At 59.4% G+C, this 15,897-nt stretch carries 13 protein-coding genes; 6 read left to right on the forward strand and 7 right to left on the reverse strand.

Going from position 1 to position 15,897, the window contains the following annotated elements:
- Positions 1-111: 111 nt before the first annotated feature.
- On the reverse strand, positions 112-2,094 hold the full coding sequence (locus C8D82_RS06480; protein ID WP_116883464.1) for a ribonuclease R family protein: 1,983 nt from the start codon (positions 2,092-2,094) through the stop codon (positions 112-114).
- Between the two features lie 147 nt (positions 2,095-2,241).
- On the opposite strand from C8D82_RS06480, the gene panB reads away from it, so the two are divergent.
- Positions 2,242-3,051 (forward strand): 3-methyl-2-oxobutanoate hydroxymethyltransferase, encoded by an 810-nt coding sequence (gene panB / locus C8D82_RS06485; RefSeq protein ID WP_116883465.1) that lies wholly within the window; start codon positions 2,242-2,244, stop codon positions 3,049-3,051.
- 18 nt (positions 3,052-3,069) lie between these two features.
- Here the strand turns inward: panB and C8D82_RS06490 are convergent, their stop codons facing one another.
- The gene (locus C8D82_RS06490) at positions 3,070-4,050 is read right to left on the reverse strand and encodes a substrate-binding domain-containing protein (RefSeq protein WP_116883466.1); all 981 of its coding nucleotides are present in this window, start codon (positions 4,048-4,050) and stop codon (positions 3,070-3,072) included.
- A gap of 350 nt (positions 4,051-4,400) precedes the next feature.
- On the opposite strand from C8D82_RS06490, the gene C8D82_RS21110 reads away from it, so the two are divergent.
- From C8D82_RS21110 to C8D82_RS06505, 3 genes are all read left to right on the forward strand, one after another.
- Complete coding sequence (locus tag C8D82_RS21110; protein ID WP_207776076.1) at positions 4,401-5,150, forward strand: type II secretion system protein; 750 nt, start codon at positions 4,401-4,403, stop codon at positions 5,148-5,150.
- Positions 5,151-5,168: 18 nt separating this feature from the next.
- Positions 5,169-6,923 carry a right-handed parallel beta-helix repeat-containing protein gene (locus tag C8D82_RS06500; protein WP_116883467.1) on the forward strand — a complete coding sequence of 585 codons (1,755 nt, stop codon included), beginning with the start codon at positions 5,169-5,171 and terminating at the stop codon, positions 6,921-6,923.
- Positions 6,924-6,985: 62 nt separating this feature from the next.
- Positions 6,986-7,912: a DUF4434 domain-containing protein gene (locus tag C8D82_RS06505; RefSeq protein WP_116883468.1), complete on the forward strand. Its 927-nt coding sequence runs from the start codon at positions 6,986-6,988 to the stop codon at positions 7,910-7,912.
- A gap of 65 nt (positions 7,913-7,977) precedes the next feature.
- Here C8D82_RS06505 and C8D82_RS06510 read toward each other — a convergent pair whose 3' ends face one another.
- The 4 genes from C8D82_RS06510 to C8D82_RS06525 all read right to left on the reverse strand — a co-directional run bounded on the left by C8D82_RS06510 (position 7,978) and on the right by C8D82_RS06525 (position 10,833).
- Positions 7,978-8,976 carry a GGGtGRT protein gene (locus C8D82_RS06510; RefSeq protein ID WP_116883469.1) on the reverse strand — a complete coding sequence of 333 codons (999 nt, stop codon included), beginning with the start codon at positions 8,974-8,976 and terminating at the stop codon, positions 7,978-7,980.
- Between the two features lie 12 nt (positions 8,977-8,988).
- Positions 8,989-9,693, reverse strand: coding sequence for an iron-sulfur cluster assembly scaffold protein (locus C8D82_RS06515; RefSeq protein ID WP_206212433.1), 705 nt, complete (start codon positions 9,691-9,693; stop codon positions 8,989-8,991).
- A 183-nt stretch (positions 9,694-9,876) separates the two neighbouring features.
- Positions 9,877-10,293, reverse strand: a complete 417-nt coding sequence (locus C8D82_RS06520) for a substrate-binding domain-containing protein (RefSeq protein ID WP_133245091.1) — start codon at positions 10,291-10,293, stop codon at positions 9,877-9,879.
- Between the two features lie 18 nt (positions 10,294-10,311).
- Positions 10,312-10,833 (reverse strand): LacI family DNA-binding transcriptional regulator, encoded by a 522-nt coding sequence (locus tag C8D82_RS06525; protein ID WP_116883471.1) that lies wholly within the window; start codon positions 10,831-10,833, stop codon positions 10,312-10,314.
- Between the two features lie 187 nt (positions 10,834-11,020).
- On the opposite strand from C8D82_RS06525, the gene C8D82_RS06530 reads away from it, so the two are divergent.
- Both C8D82_RS06530 and C8D82_RS06535 read left to right on the forward strand, forming a co-directional pair.
- Positions 11,021-11,824 (forward strand): prepilin-type N-terminal cleavage/methylation domain-containing protein, encoded by an 804-nt coding sequence (locus tag C8D82_RS06530; protein ID WP_116883472.1) that lies wholly within the window; start codon positions 11,021-11,023, stop codon positions 11,822-11,824.
- A gap of 11 nt (positions 11,825-11,835) precedes the next feature.
- Positions 11,836-14,616 carry a discoidin domain-containing protein gene (locus tag C8D82_RS06535; RefSeq protein ID WP_116883473.1) on the forward strand — a complete coding sequence of 927 codons (2,781 nt, stop codon included), beginning with the start codon at positions 11,836-11,838 and terminating at the stop codon, positions 14,614-14,616.
- Between the two features lie 29 nt (positions 14,617-14,645).
- Here the strand turns inward: C8D82_RS06535 and C8D82_RS06540 are convergent, their stop codons facing one another.
- Complete coding sequence (locus C8D82_RS06540; protein WP_165832874.1) at positions 14,646-15,737, reverse strand: DMT family transporter; 1,092 nt, start codon at positions 15,735-15,737, stop codon at positions 14,646-14,648.
- Positions 15,738-15,897 lie beyond the last annotated feature (160 nt).

Consider the following 15,897-nt stretch of genomic DNA (forward strand, 5'->3'; position numbering starts at 1 on the left):
ACGGGAAAAGCCTGCCGTCCGGAAAGTTGGCGCTGTATGCGTCAATCCCCCCGGCGACCGGCGTTTCCGCCCCGGAACCACGACCGGCAACGTGCCGACGCGGAATACCCGTCACCGCCCGGCAGGCACGAACACCGCGCTTCCCCGCACAAAGTCGATCGACGCCAGCCGCACCCGCATCGTTTTGCCGGGCTTCCACTCCGCGCTCTCCGCCTCCCGGCGGCGCGCGTGTTCGTTCTTGTAAGAGCTGCCCTTGAGCTGCTCATTCGGGATGAAGCCGTAGATGCCCAGCTCGCTCACATCCAGTTGCAAGCCCGCCGGAGTCACCTTCGCAATCACCCCGTCGAAAGTCAGGTCGCCGCCCGCTTCGAGCTTCTCCTGCAAAAAGCGCAGCTTCAGCCGGTCGTTCGCGGCAAAGTAGGCGTTGTCGTTGTTCTCTTCCTTCGTCGAACAGTCCAGCGCCACCTTGGCAAGCGTCGCGGTGGATCTGGTCCGCGCCCCGGTGTCGTAGTTCCACAGCTGCTGGTGCACGATCAGGTCCGGATAGCGCCGGATCGGACTTGTGAAGTGACAATATCTCCCCTTCCCCAGCCCGAAGTGCAGCGCGGGCTTTTCCAGATAATACGCGCGCGGCAATGAACGGAGCAACTGGCTCAGGATGATCGGCCGCTTCGGATCGTCCGGCAGACTCTTCAGGAATGCGTTGCACGCCTTGCGGCTGGAAAGGTCGCCCGGCGTGATGCCGAACATCTCCTGCATATTCGCGGTGAACTCCTCGATCTTTTCCGCTTCCGGCTCCGGGTGGACCCGGTACAGCCCTGCCACACTGATCTCGCCGAGCTGGGTTCCGACCGCCGAATTGGCCGCGAGCATGCACTCCTCGACCACGTTTTCGGATTCGCGCGGCACCTTGCTGACCAGCCCGACGATCCTGTTGGTCTTTTCATCGCACAGAATCCGCACCTCCGGCAACGCCAGATCGATGAAATCCTCGGTCTTTTTGCGGTACGCCTGCATCTTGCGGGTGATTTCGACCAATTGTTTGAGTTTGGACTGCAAATTTTTCGACCAGTCCGCCGGGGCGGTGCCGTGATCGATGAATTCCTGCACCTCCTCGTAGTTCAGCCGGTGATCGACTTTGATCTTCGTATGGGCGCGGCGGAAACTCAGGATTTTCCCGCTTGACCGCTCCACCGTCAGGAACACCGTGTGCGCGTTGGAAACCTGCCCGGCCTGCAGGCTGATCCGGGCGGTCAGCGCGGCGGGCAGCATCGGCAGCGTCCGCCCCGGCAGATAGCAGCTGAAACTGCGCTTTTCCGCCTCCTTGTCGAACTTCGACTTCGGCGCGATGAACGCCGCCACATCGGAGATATGCACTCCGACGATCACTTCGGTACGCTTTTCGCCCGGCATGATCGACAGCGCGTCGTCGAAATCCTTCGCATCGATCGGGTCGAGCGTGACGGTCAGCTGTTTCGTGCAGTCCTCGCGCTCGATTTCACGCGGCACGATCTTCAGAGCTTCCTCGTTGTCGGCCTCGGAATAACGCGGGCACAGGTCGAATTCCGCCATCACCGCGTCGAGGTCGGCGGCGATTTCGCCAGCCTTGCCCATCGCGTCGGTGATCGCCCCCTGCCAGCTGCCGCCTTCGCTGCCGAGCAGCTTGACCTTGACCCAGTCGCCGGGCTTCGCGCCGCGGCGGGAGCCGGTGATTTCGATATCGTCCGGCATGCGCCGGTTCAGCGGCTTGATCCTGCCGCCCTCCTGAAGTTCGCCGACGAACTCCTCACGGGCCCGTTTCAGCACCGCGACGATCTTCCCGGCGGGGCCGCGGCTGTCGCCCGGCACATCCTCGCGCGGCGGCAGGATCGCCACCTTGACCTCGTCGCCGTCCATCGCCTCTCCGACAAACTGCGGCGGGATGAAAATGTCGTCGGGATGCCGCCCCGCCTCGTCGGCAGGCAGCGCCACAAATCCGAATCCGGTCGGCGTGACCGTGAGTTTTCCTTCGACCGTATCGACGATCCGCTCCGCCTTGCGGCGCTTCACCCGCTCCGCAATCCGGTGCAGGCGTTTTTTCTTTTCTTTTTTCATGGTATGGTATTCTCCTCATAAAACAGGTTCTTCACTATAGAAAGATACCATCATCCCCCGCAAATACAAGGCTCAATTGAAAAAAACTCCCGCCGCATGTATATTAAATAACTGAAAATCAACACTTCGACAAGGAGGGCCGTCCCCATGAGCAATAAAACCAAAGTCAATGTCAGCGCCTACCGCAAACGCAAGGAAGCCGGAGAAAAGATCGTGATGATCACCGCTTACGACGCCCCCGGAGCCGCCGCCGCGTTCGCCGCCGGCATCGACATGCTGCTGGTCGGCGATTCGATGGCGATGACCGTGCTCGGCTACCGCAACACTCTGCCGCTGAGCATGGATGAAGCGATCTTCCATACGCAGGCGGTCCGGCGCGGCGCTCCCGATGCGTTCGTGATCTTCGACATGCCCTTCATGAGCTATCAGGTCAGCATGGAAGAGGCGCTGCGCAACGCCGGGCGCGCGATCAAGGAGGCCGGGGCCGACGCGGTCAAGCTCGAAGGAGGAGCCGAGCTCAATCCGCTGATCTCCCGGCTGGTTGACGCCGGAATCCCGGTGATGGCCCACATCGGCCTGCTGCCGCAGCGCATCCAGACCAGCGGCACCTACCGCGTGACCGGGCGCACCCCCGAAGCCGCCGCCAAGCTGCTCGACGATGCCAGAGCGGTCGAAGCGGCCGGAGCTTTCGCGGTGGTGCTCGAATGCATGCCCGCCGACCTCGGCGGCGAACTCTCACGGGCGTTGGCCATCCCGACCATCGGAATCGGTTCCGGCGTGCAGTGCGACGGACAGATTCAGGTGCTGAATGACGTGCTCGGGCTTTTCGAGGATTTCACCCCCAAACACTCCCGCCGCTACGCCGAACTCGGCCGGATCACCCGCGAAGCCCTGCAAAGTTATGCGAACGACGTGCGCAACGGCAGCTTCCCCGGCCCCGAAAATTCCTTTCAATAATCCACGGAAATCCGGTATTCAGGAAACGGTATCCGCCTTCTTTCCCGGAGCGGCCGCGGAATTTCCGCTGATCCAGTGAGGCGGGATGATCACATCCCGCACCTCCCTTACGCCGGCGATCTGGTCAAGCAGAAGTTTCGCCGCATTTGCGGCAATTTCGGAAAAATTCTGCATCACGCCGGAGAGAACCGGCCAGGCGAAACAGCGGAACTGCGGCGACATCCAGCTCATGACCGAAACCTCCTCCGGTACGCGCCTGCCCAGCACACGCAAAGCGTAAAGCAGCTCCAGCCCCGCATCCTCGCCGTTCCCGATAAACGCGGTGACTCCCTGATCCAGCAGCGGTTTGATCAACGCCGCCAGTTCATCCCCCTCCGAACGGGCGGCGATAAAATCATCGCGCAAACCATGCGCTCTCATCACCTGCTGAAACACATTCAAACGTGTTTCATAATACTGGTTCGCTCCGGAGCAACTGCCGGGCCACAGAAACCAGCCGAAAATGCCGATTTTACGATGTCCCAGTCCGATCAGGTACTCCGTCATCCTCCGGATTCCGTCGCCATCATCGTTCATCACCGAACAGATGCCGTCAAAATGGGCAGCGCTTGTATTGATGCAAACCAGCGGAATGGTATACTGCTTTCCCCAGTAGCGTTCCAATCCGTCAAAAACCATCATGGAGATGACGCCCGCAACGCTGCGATCCTCAATCAGCTCCACTCCATGCCTGTCGGTCAGTTCAAGGGTGTAACCGGCGCTCCGGAGAATCTGCGCCAGCGGAGCGACCGCGTGATCGTAATAAATGGAAGGGACCAGCGATTCGCAGATCAGGAAAATGCGCGACGAAGAAGTGCGATATCCCAGCTCCCGGGCAGCGGCCGCAATCTTCCGGCGAACAGTCGGCCTTACGTTTACGGCATTGGAAAGAGCCCGCGACACCGTGGAAACGGAGTATCCCGTCATCCCGGCAATATCTTTCAGAGAGGATGCCATCATCAATTCCCGCAACTATCGATAAATCCAGATCTTCCGGTACAATACACGGTCTTGCCTCTTTTGCAATATCCGGCGGCGGACCGATGGGAAAATTTTCTGCAAAAGTTTTCATTTTTTGCATTTTATCGCAAGACTTTCTCCCGATTTTCATTGTTTCCGCACGGGAAATATGGTATAATTAAAAAGCGAAAAGAGCGACAGGGAAACGAAATACAACCTGGGCAGGCAAAACCGGATTTCCGGAAAACGGCTTCCGGAAGAAGGAGGAATCATGAAGTAAAACACCCCGTATATCAATCGAGTTGAATATTGACCGCATACATTTAACCGAGTAAAAAATGGAGTTTTTCATGAACAGGAATTTTTCTCATTTCACCCTTATAGAATTGCTCGTTGTGATAGCAATCATAGCAATTCTCGCGGGAATGCTGCTGCCGGCGCTGAATCAGGCACGGGAGAAAAGCCGCGCAATCTCATGCGTCAACAACAAAAAACAGACAATGCTGGCCCAAGTACAGTACGGCGATGACTATGACGGGATTTACCTTGTAAGGTCCGAAGCCTACGGGTGGGGTTTCCCGGTAAAATGGAATATGATCCTGACCGGATTCAAGCCGAATCCGGACAGATTCGAGGGAGCTTACACGACTCCGGCGACTCTGCTTTGCCCATCCGCGCTTCAATCCGTATCGGTTGCCAGAGCCGTGAAATTCGAAGACATCCTCGGCTTCTATACGAACAGCACCTACGGCATGGACATCAGCGGCGCCCCCACCGGAGAGCGCGCCGAAAAACTGGGAAATTATCTGATCAACGACAATTACAGCCCCTGCGTCCTCAACGCCAAGCGAATGAGGGCCCCGACGGAAACCGTCATTTTCGCCGATTCGCAATCGGCGTTTGAGGGGCCCGGATTCAGCCATTTCGGATTCCGCTTCAATGAACAGTTTGAAGGGACCGCCATTACCGAAACGCATTCCGGCCGTTCCTCCGTTGCGTTCGCGGATGGCCATGCCGGGCTGGCATCCGGCAGAGAACTGCAGCAATCCGCCTATAATCTCCAGTACTGGTACAATTCCGGGCTGAACGCCGCCAACTGACAACCGAGGACTTCTTCGATGAAAACATTACTCTCTTTGCTGGCCGTCGCGGCCGCCGCCGGAGTTTTTGCCCTTGATATTCAGAAATTCGTTTCAGACGCAGCCCGAAGCGGCGCCGATAAAGCGGTGATCCCGGAAGGCGTCTACCGCATCAAAGCGCCGGACCAGGCCGCAGACCATCTTATCTTCAGAAACCTGAACGACTTCGTAATCGACTGCTCCGGCTCCACCTTTATTTTTGAAAGCGATTTCAAAACCGGTCTTGCTTTTCAGGGCTGCCGCAACCTTACATTCCGCAACGCAACACTCGTCAATCGGATACCGCCGTTCGCGCAGGGCAGCATCGTCAGGGTTTCCGCCGACTGCCGGCAGATCGACGTAAAACCGCACGACGGGTACTCCACCGAAATCGCCCCGGGCTATGTGCCCAATGTCCTCAACGTCTTCGACCCGGTGGAACGCCGCATGAAAAAGAACCTTAAAATGGTGATTTACGGAGTGACGGAACCGGTTTCGCCGAATCTGATAAGATTTCATATCAACGAAAATGAAATCAGGCCGAATACCGTCTTCCCCGGCGACATGATCGTCTGGCGCCGCCACGAAGGACACGAAGTCGCCGTTCAAGGCTGCGAAAAACTGAAGTTCACCGGCGTGACGATCAAAAACGCCAAAGGAGCGGCCGTACTGGAATTCGGCGGCGAGGGAGGCAACTATTACAATTATACCGTGACTTACGCCCCGGCCCCGGAAGGAGCGATACAGCGCCCGCTGCTCTCCGGTTCCGCCGACGGTTTCATGAGCCTGGGGGTCAAACACGGGCCGACACTGGAAAACTGCCTGTTCGAAGGGCTGCACGACGATGCGGTCAACATCGCTTCCAGACTTTATTTCGTGTTGGAACGTTCCGGCAATTCGATCGTGATTGCCGCCCAGCATCTCGTCGCATACAACGGTGACGAAATCGGCTTTTACGATTTCGGCCTGATGAAGACCGGAAGCGCCCGAATCACCTCCATCGAACAGCTTACGGACTATCAGGAACCCGCGGAAGCATACAAATACCGCAGCATCGCCTATCCGGCCCCCGGCGCACACCCGGTTTACCGGCTGACCTTCGACCGGGATACGCCGGCAGTACAGCCGGGAAACTACATTTCGAATCTTTCCCGGCACGGCGACGGCTTTGCCGTCCGCAACTGCACGTTCAAGAACAAGCGGGGGCGCGGCTGCCTGATCCGGGCTTCCGGCGTGATTGAAAACAACCTGTTCGAAGACATTCTCGGAGCGGCGGTCGATGTGATGCCGGAGTTCTACAGTTTCAGCGAAGGCCCCTACACTGAAAACCTGACTGTACGCAACAATGTTTTCCGGGCCTGCAACCGGGGCAACTGCCTGAGCTGGACCGGTACGCTGAATGTCTACAACTGGGCGGGCCGTTACGTGCCCCTCGGAAAACACGGCGAAGGACACCGGAACATCCTGATCGAAAACAACCGCTTCGAATACAACGACGGCCCGAATATCGTCCTCTCCACCGCGGAAGATGTGACGATCCGGAACAACCGGTTCATCGCTCCGATGACGGACCGGAGCCTCAGCTCTCCTGTCGGCGGCCTGGACTGCGATGCCCTGATCTGGGCGATTCATACCCGGAACCTGAAACTTTCCGGCAATACTGTCCAAAGCCCGGGGCCGTTCCTGAAAAAACAGTTCGCAGCCGGCCCCGGCGTCAGCGTAAGCGGCCTCGCTGATTCAATCGGCAAAAAGTAAAACTGCATCCGGCAGAATTCGATCCATCGCGATCTTCTCCTCTCAATCACAGGATTCAAATAATGAAAATAACCGGAACTTTCTTGGATGAAATCTCGTATGACATTCCGCACCAGAACTGGGGGCGGCGGGAGTGGCGGCGGGATTTCCTGAATATGCGCTCCATCGGAATCGACACCGTGATCATGATCCGGTGCGGCCTCAAACAGTGGCTGACCTATCCCTCGGAAATATTGATGCGGCGCCAGAACTGTTACCGACCTGTGGCGGATCTGGTTGAAATGTTTCTCGAACTTTCGGACGAGCTGGGCATGAAATTCTTTTTCGGCACTTACGACTCCTGGTGTCACTGGCATTCGGACCATCCGGAAAAGGAGCTGGAGCTCAATCTCCAGGTAGTGGAGGAAGCCTGGCTCCGTTACGGACATCATAAATCGTTTGCGGGCTGGTATCTGTCGCAGGAGATCAGCCGGGGCAGAAAAAGCGTGGCGACCCTCTACCGGGAACTCGGCAGATGCTGCAAGGAAGTGTCGGGCGGGCTGCCGGTATTGATCTCTCCGCTGATCGACGGCGTCAAGGAGAACCGGAAGCAATCCATTTCCCTCGAAGACCATCAGCGAGAATGGGATGAAATGTTTTCACTGATCCGCGACGGCGTCGACACTGTCGCGTTTCAGGACGGGCATTGCGAATTTCACGAGTTGAGCGACTATCTGGCCGTCAACCGCCAGCTGGCGGAAAAGTACGGCATCGAATGCTGGAGCAACTGCGAAAGTTTCGACCGCGACATGCCGATCCGTTTTCTGCCGATCAAATGGGAAAAAATGCGTTTCAAGCTGCGAGCGGCGGAAGCCGCCGGAGTCCGGAAAGTGATCACTTTCGAGTTTTCCCATTTCATGAGCCCGAACTCCGTTTACGGCGCGGCAGGCAATCTGTACCACCGCTATTGCGAAGAGTACGGCATCAGCACCGCAATGCCGGAAAACTGATCCAGTCGGGGCTGTTGCAAAGCCATGTGAGGTTTTGCAACAGCCCCTTTTGAACCGCAGAGCGGTTACTTCGCCTGGGAGACCGCGACCGCGACGGCGACGGAAGCGCCGACCATCGGGTTGTTGCCCATACCGATCAGGCCCATCATTTCGACGTGGGCCGGAACGCTCGAAGAACCCGCGAACTGCGCATCGCCGTGCATACGGCCCATGGTGTCGGTCATGCCGTAGGAGGCCGGGCCGGCAGCCATGTTGTCCGGGTGCAGGGTACGGCCGGTGCCGCCGCCGGAGGCGACGCTGAAGTACTTGCGGCCGTGTTCGATCGCCCACTTCTTGTAGGTGCCGGCGACCGGATGCTGGAAACGGGTCGGGTTGGTCGAGTTACCGGTGATGGAAACGTCGACGCCTTCCTTGATCATCACCGCGACGCCTTCGGAAACATCGTCCGCGCCGTAGCACTTCACCGCGGCCTTCGGGCCGTTGGAGAACGCCTTTTCGCAGACGATCTTGAGGTCGCCGGTGTAGTAGTCATACTCGGTTTCGACATAGGTGAAGCCGTTGATGCGGCTGATGATGTACGCGGCGTCCTTGCCGAGGCCGTTCAGGATCACGCGGAGCGGCTCCTTGCGGACCTTGTTGGCGGTCTTGGCGATGCCGATCGCGCCTTCGGCGGCCGCGAACGATTCGTGGCCGGCGAGGAAGCAGAAGCACTTGGTCTCTTCGCGCAGCAGCATCGCGGCGAGGTTGCCGTGGCCGAGGCCGACTTCACGCGAATCGGCGACAGAACCCGGAATGCAGAACGCCTGCAGGCCGATGCCGATGTTTTCCGCCGCTTCGGCGGCGTCTTTGGAACCCTTCTTGAACGCGATGGCCGCGCCGAGGGTGTAGGCCCAGACGGCGTTTTCAAACGCGATGGGCTGGACGCCCTTTACGATTTCCTCGACGTTCACGCCCTTGGAGAGGCAGAGGTCGCGGGCGGCTTCGAGCGATTCGATGCCGTACTCTTTCAGCGCCTTTTCGATTTTCGCGATCCGGCGTTCATATCCTTCAAATTGCACGCTCATGATGTGAACTCCTTATTCCTTGCGCGGGTCGATCTTTTTGACGGCTTCGTCGAAACGGCCGTAGCTCTTGACATTGGCCTTGAAGGCTTCCGCGGGTTCGACGCCCTTGCGGATCGCTTCCATCATCTTGCCGAGGTGGACGAACTTGTAACCGATGATCTCGCTGTTCTCGTCGAGACCGATTTCGAGCACATAGCCCTCGGCCATTTCGAGGTAACGGGGGCCCTTTTCAAGGGTCGAGAACATGGTGCCGACCTGCGAACGCAGGCCCTTGCCGAGGTCTTCGAGACCGGCACCGATCGGCAGCCCGCCCTCGGAGAACGCGGTCTGGGTGCGGCCGTAGACGATCTGCTTGAAGAGTTCGCGCATCGCGACGTTGATCGCATCGCAGACGAGGTCGGAATTCAGCGCCTCAAGGATGGTCTTGCCGGGAAGGATTTCGGCGGCCATCGCGGCCGAGTGGGTCATGCCGGAGCAGCCGAGGGTTTCGACGAGGGCTTCCTGGATCACGCCGTCCTTGACGTTCAAGGTCAGCTTGCAGGCGCCCTGCTGCGGAGCGCACCAGCCCACGCCGTGGGTCAGGCCGGAGACATCGGTGATCTGGGTGGACTTCACCCACTTGCCTTCTTCCGGAATCGGGGCCGGACCATGCTTGGCGCCTTTGGCGACGCGGCACATCTGCTCAACTTCATGCGAGCACTGATACGGACAACTCATGTTGGTTCTCCTTGAGGTTTGGTTGCTATAGGACTCGGGTATTAAGTCTGAATTTCCGTATAATATACACCGGAAACGGAATTTTTCACGCCGTCCGCCGCGATTTTTCGATAAAAAAATACCGGATACAGGCGTATACGGCTTCAAAGGAATCCGTCCTCCATTTCCCCGCCTCCGGCAAGCCTATTGTCCCAGGCGACGCACACTGCGGCGCACGACCAGCCGGTACGGCACCATGATATCGGTCGCCGCCCTGTGCCCGATCAGGTTGTCGAGCAACGCCACCGCCCGGCGCGCCAGTTCAGGAAAATCCTGCGACAGAGTAGTGTGAGGCGGAATCAGATTCTCCGAAACCGACGGATGCTCCAGCGACAGCAGCGAAAACTCCTCCGGGATCCGGATTCCTTCCTCGTACAGTTGCCGCGCCGCCACCGCGCCGTGCAGTTCCCCGACGCAGATGCCGGCGGTGATTCCGGTGTCGCGCCATGCCCGGCCGACCGGCCTGGGACGATCGGAAAAATAGCAGAACGCCTCCGGTTCGACGACCCCTGCCGCCCGCATCGCCGTACAGAACCCCCGGTAGCACCCCGACGGCAGCACCAGCTCCCGATCGAACCGCTACTCGCTCAGAAAGGCAATCCGCCGGTGTCCATGACCGATCAGAAAATCGACCGCCAGCTTCATGCCGGACAGACCGTCGGAATTCACGCTGTAAATGTTGTCCCGGTGGCTGCTCGCGGCATTCAGCCGCACCAGCGGCAGATTCGGCAATTCACTCCACCGTTCGTTGAGCCGGTCATCCAGTGCGATTGCGATCGCGCCGGTCACAGCCCGGCTCCCCAGAAGTTCGATATCCGCGGCGTTGACCAGTTCGGCCCGGTAACCGCATTCGCGCAATTCACTCAGCATCGCCGCCAGAGCACTGCTGATGTAACCGGCAATCCGGTTGCTGCCGAGAATCAGCGCCACCGTACGGCGGCCATTGCCGCATTCGATGAGGTATCCCATTTCACGGGCTGCCGCCAGCACCCGGTCCCGGGTTACGGGATGAACCCGCGGGTCGCTGTTCAACACCCGGGACACCGTGGAATGCGACACCCCGGCCGCCTTCCCCACCATCCGCACCGTCACTTTCTTCATTAACGTCTCCCTCCGCCGGATTTCTCACTGCGCAAATATAACCGGCGAACAGCGGCAGATCAAGTTCTGGTGCATTTTGTCTCACAATAAAGCCGGAAAAAAAGTTGCATTTCTCCCATTCTTCCGTCATAATAATGTTACAGAAATACAATTCTGTTTCCCAAGTTGGATTAAGGAGGTTCAACCCATGAATGAATGCATTGTTTCCCCCCGCCGCTGCGGCGGCACCTGCGACTCAATGGCCGCGAATCCCACCCAGTTCCGGAAGAAACGCGATTTTACCCTTATTGAGCTGCTCGTAGTAATAGCAATTATCGCGATTCTGGCGGCAATGCTGCTGCCCGCCCTGAATCAGGCCCGCGACCGGGCCAGAGCCGTCAAATGCATCGGCAACCTGAAGCAGATCGGCCAGGGCGTCAACTTCTACTGCGGGGATTATGCGGATTATCTGCCGATCAATGCCTGGGTGGATGCCGGCAACGGCTATGCAAACTCCTACTCCTGGCTCAACCTGCTCGGCCCCTACTGCGGCTATTCCGGCCGCGGCTGGAAAAACATGCTGCCGAGCAATGCAGAAATCACACAGCAACGGGGTGTCTTCCACTGCCCCGCCTTCGTCGTCGGAACAGACGGCAAAGATCCCAACAAAACCGGCTACGGCAGCAGCTTGCGGCCATTACAGGACGGCGACGCCAAAAACGTTTCCGTCCGTTCCGACGTGTCGCCGTTCCGTTTCATCAAGCTTCAGGAGATACGATACGCATCGCAGCGGGGTCACGTCGCCGATTCCGATGACAATTATATCGGCGTCGATTCGGCCAATCCCGGCAACGGCAACTTCAGCTTTCAGTTCGAATCGGCCAGGTATCGCCGCGGCGATCCGATACGCCATGCGGAAAGTATGAATATCCTGTTTTTCGATTGCCATGTCGCGGCGCGCAACTGCCGCGCCGCCTATTTGAATTTCTGGAAACCGCAGGATGCCAACTGAGGATATATGCCATGAACCGACCATTCTTCCTTACCGCTTTTCTTGCGGCCGCCCTGAGCTCCGGCGCGGGCACATCGACCAACCTGATCCGCGAACCGGGCACCCGGCTCACTGCCGACAGCTTTTTCACCGTCCATGTGCCATCCAAGGCCGGCGACGGCAATTTCAACGATAAAACAAGCCGCTGGGTCAGTACCGCCGACGGCCGGGAACATTGGCTCGCAGCCGAATTTTCCGCCCCCCGCGAAGTCAACCGGATCGCCCTTCACTTCTGGACTGACGGCCATCTGGCGACAGATTTCGATGTACAGGCGAAATTCAATAACGAATGGAAAACCGTACGGGAAGTGCGCGGCAACCGGGAGCGGGTGGTGCGAGCCGTTTTTCCGACGATCCGCACCGAAACACTGCGGATTCTCTTCCGCCGGCAGATTCCCGACAACATGGTGCGGCTTTACGAATTCACCGCCGACCGGATGGAACAACCGGTGGCGGTCACGCTGTCCGCTGCGTTCCACGGCGGCCTTCTGCTGCCCGGCCGCCGGCCCGAACTGCTGCTGGATCACTGTGAACCGGAGAAAACCATCCAGCTGCCGGTCAGCATCCGCCTGCTCGACGAACACGGCAAAGTGCTCAAAACCCGGCGTCAGGCTTGCGTGGTCAGGCAGCGTGCCGCAGTGCCCCTGCCTCTCCCTGACGAATACGGCAGCTACAGCTATGAAATCAATCTGCTGGATACGCCGGTGCCGGCGGTCTATTTCGCTCCTGCACCGTCGGTCTACCGCAGCAGTTCGCCTTTCGGCGCCCATTACCACAGTTCCGACCCGGCTTTCGCCCATCACGCCGGCATCTGGTGGTGGCGCAACCACGATGTTTACGGACGCTGGAACTTCTACCTCAGTTCCGCCGGAAAAACCGACTGGAGCGATTACGAAGAGCGGCTGGAATTCGTGCGGCGGAACCAGCTCCGGGAATGTTCCGTCTACCTGGGCGCCCCCAGACAGTACTCCACCATCCTGCCGGGTGAACCGGTGACAGGCGACCTCGACTGGCTCTACTCCTACTACCCGCCCGCCGACCTGGACGCCTGGCGACGGCTCTACCTGACGCCGATGGCTGAAAAAATCAAACAGGCCTCCCCCTTCCGTGCCCACGAGGTCTGGAACGAAGCGTGGAGTTATTACCGACTGCGCGGCCCGCACGGCACCGCCGGGGAAGCCGCCGCGCTTTTCCGATCCTCCTACGAAACGCTCAAACAGGTTGACCCGGAGGCGCTGGTCTATGCCACCGATGTGAAGCCGGAGGCGACGGAAAATCCCTATGCTTACCGGAATTTCGGCCGTGACCTGTTCGACCTCGGTTTCCTGCGCTACACCGACCTGCTCAGCTACCACAGTTACGGCATCATGAGCTATCCCCGGCTGGAACAGCTCCGCCGCAACCTGTGGGCATACGGCCGCGACTATGACCTCTGGTCCACTGAAACCGCCGTCGAAGGAAAGCCCTTTCCGGCACTGCTGGAATCACTGGCGGCACACCGGGCGGCAGGCAATGGCAAAACGTTCTTGTATACCGGCGACAAGTGGGCTCCGCTGCGGCTGGACGGCAAGCCGACCCTCTACCTCGTCGCCCAGGCGGCGCTGTGCCGTACACTCGGCGATGCGCTGCCGCTCGGCTTCTTCACGACGGACGGCATCCGGGTCTTCGTCTTCGCCAACGGCGGGACGGCGGCAGCCGTGCTCTGCACCGACAGCGCCGAACCGGTCCGGGTTGACCGCCTGCTTTCCGAGGGAAGTTCGCTGGAAGACATCTACGGCCGCCGCTTCCGGCATGACCTGCCGCTGCTGACCCGCGACAACCCGCTGATTGCAATCAGGCCGCCCGATGCACTGGTCCGCCGCGCCCTCGCCGAACGGCTTGCTTTCCACGGCACGGAGCGGGGCGGCGAAATGCTCCCGCCGGTGGCAAACCGGATGAAAACCGCCGATGATACCACATGGGATACATTGCTCGACCATGAAATTGCGGCGCTCCGCCGGATGCGCCGCCAGGCGGCAGACCAGCAGCTCTACACCACCGGCAAGGCGCTGGACCTGCTGGTCAACGCCCGGATCATGCTCGACCGGCGCGCCGGAAATACGGTAAACTCCGGCACGACCCGGGCAGCGCTGCGCGATGCGCTCGCGGCCCAATGGCGTGAAATCACCCGGCGGACCGGCAACGACGGCATTCTGCCAGATACGGAACGGTTAACCTCACGCGCTCAAAAGGAGCTGCAATTCGCCGCGATGTACGACAGCGACGGCGATGCGGCCGCCCGCGAACGATTCCTCGAAAGCGCGGCGGAAGCCCTCGCCAACGGGCGTTCCCGCCTGGCCGGAGAAGCTGTCGCTCATGTTTATAAGACCAAGAGCGCTTTCCGCAGCGCCAAGCGGCTGATCCGCTCCGAACGCTACTGTTTCCCGAACGGGCGGCCCCAGGAGGCCGTCATCACCCTCGCCAATCCTTTCGGGCGCGAATTGACCGGCACTCTTGCCGTCACGCCGCCCGACGGCTGGCAAGCCGACCGCACACAGCTCGCCTACCGGGTGCCGCCGATGTCGCGGCAACTGCTGAAACTGCGGCTTACCGCTCCGGAAACATTCGCGCCGGGAAAAATACACCGCTTGACCGCGACTGATCAGGCCGGTCAATTTCCTGCGATTGAAGCCGAATGCGAAATCGTCAGGCAGGTGCCGTCCCACCCGATCCTCGGCGGCAGCCTCAGCACCGGCGAATTCACCGGCAACTGATCCGAAAACGCTTCAGGAAGGACAGGCCGTCAGAGCCGTTTTTTCAGACGGGCGGCCGCCCGCTTCAGGCTGCCCAGCACGGCGGGGTCGAGCGCGACGCCGCCGGCGATCAGGAACATGCCCGCGACCTGCCAGCCGCCGAGCGGTTCGCCGAGCAGGAGGTGCGCGAACAGGATCGCACAGACCGGAATCAGGTATTGCGTGATGTTCAATAAAGGCAGCGGCACGTCGCGGGTCGCGATGTTCCAGAGCCAGAAAGCGCCGATGGTCGGCCCTGCGACCAGGACCGCAAGCAGAACCAGCACCTCCGGGTCAAGCGGCGGCTTCAACGGCTGGCGGAACAGCAGGCTGAAAACCAGCGTGGCCGCCGCCCCGGCAATCATCGCCCAGGTGGTGTAAACCAGCGAATCCACCCGTTTGAGCGTACCTTTTCCCCACAGCACATATCCGGCCCAGCAGGCCGCCGCCGCGACGATCATCAGGTCCGCAAACCCGAGGCGGGTCAACTGAATCCCCTCCGGCGTGACCACCCGGATCACCAGCAGACAGCCCGACAGGCTGACCGCCATTCCGACGCACTGTCCGACCGTCAGCTTCCGGCCGATCAGGAAACAGCCGATCAGAATCGCGACCGGAATCAACGCATCCAGCATGGAAGCGTTGATTGCGCTGGTCAGCTTCTCGCTCTGAAACATCAGCAATCCGACCATACACATTCCGAGCATCCCCTGCCCGATGACTTCGATGGCGTCGCGGCGGGTCAGCGCGAATACCTTCTTTTTCCGTGTGGCACATGCAATCGCGAACATGATCAGTCCGGCCGCGACAAACCGCCAGAATGAAATTTCGCCCGCCGAAACCCCGGCCTGGCTCATCATCAGCTTGCCGAGCACATAATTGCCGCTCCACAGCACACAGCTCGCGACCAGCGCGAAGCCGCCCCACAGCAGCGCCCGGTCGCCGTAACGGATTTTATCCCATAATTTCCATAATATTTCCCCAACAGCGAAAACAGCAAGCAATAACAGCAAAAACAGAACCAACAGTACATAAATAGTCGGCACTGGTCGAGGAACATAAAATCCGAACAGATATCTCCCCCAGCAGACCAATGCCGTCATGGCCGGTACTCCCACCATAAAAAGATAGAGAACGGAAAAGTATCGTCGCCATCGCGGATATCGCATATTCATGCGTTCCAGTAATGATTCAGCCAGCGACAGCACCAGCCAGCCCAATAGCAACACACCAGCCAAATTCAACCAATGGATCTCCGCATAT

The organism is Victivallis vadensis, from assembly GCF_003096415.1.
Classification (GTDB): Bacteria; Verrucomicrobiota; Lentisphaeria; order Victivallales; family Victivallaceae; genus Victivallis; species Victivallis vadensis.

Bases quoted from the DNA above. Each gene is read 5' to 3' on its own strand.
- C8D82_RS06510 (WP_116883469.1), bottom strand. From the start codon at position 8,976: ATGAGCGTGCAATTTGAAGGATATGAACGCCGGATCGCGAAAATCGAA.
- C8D82_RS06480 (WP_116883464.1), bottom strand. From the start codon at position 2,094: ATGAAAAAAGAAAAGAAAAAACGCCTGCACCGGATTGCGGAGCGGGTG.
- C8D82_RS21110 (WP_207776076.1), top strand. From the start codon at position 4,401: ATGAACAGGAATTTTTCTCATTTCACCCTTATAGAATTGCTCGTTGTG.
- C8D82_RS06515 (WP_206212433.1), bottom strand. From the start codon at position 9,693: ATGAGTTGTCCGTATCAGTGCTCGCATGAAGTTGAGCAGATGTGCCGC.
- C8D82_RS06525 (WP_116883471.1), bottom strand. From the start codon at position 10,833: ATGAAGAAAGTGACGGTGCGGATGGTGGGGAAGGCGGCCGGGGTGTCG.
- C8D82_RS06500 (WP_116883467.1), top strand. From the start codon at position 5,169: ATGAAAACATTACTCTCTTTGCTGGCCGTCGCGGCCGCCGCCGGAGTT.
- panB (WP_116883465.1), top strand. From the start codon at position 2,242: ATGAGCAATAAAACCAAAGTCAATGTCAGCGCCTACCGCAAACGCAAG.
- C8D82_RS06505 (WP_116883468.1), top strand. From the start codon at position 6,986: ATGAAAATAACCGGAACTTTCTTGGATGAAATCTCGTATGACATTCCG.
- C8D82_RS06540 (WP_165832874.1), bottom strand. From the start codon at position 15,737: ATGACGGCATTGGTCTGCTGGGGGAGATATCTGTTCGGATTTTATGTT.
- C8D82_RS06535 (WP_116883473.1), top strand. From the start codon at position 11,836: ATGAACCGACCATTCTTCCTTACCGCTTTTCTTGCGGCCGCCCTGAGC.
- C8D82_RS06530 (WP_116883472.1), top strand. From the start codon at position 11,021: ATGAATGAATGCATTGTTTCCCCCCGCCGCTGCGGCGGCACCTGCGAC.
- C8D82_RS06490 (WP_116883466.1), bottom strand. From the start codon at position 4,050: ATGATGGCATCCTCTCTGAAAGATATTGCCGGGATGACGGGATACTCC.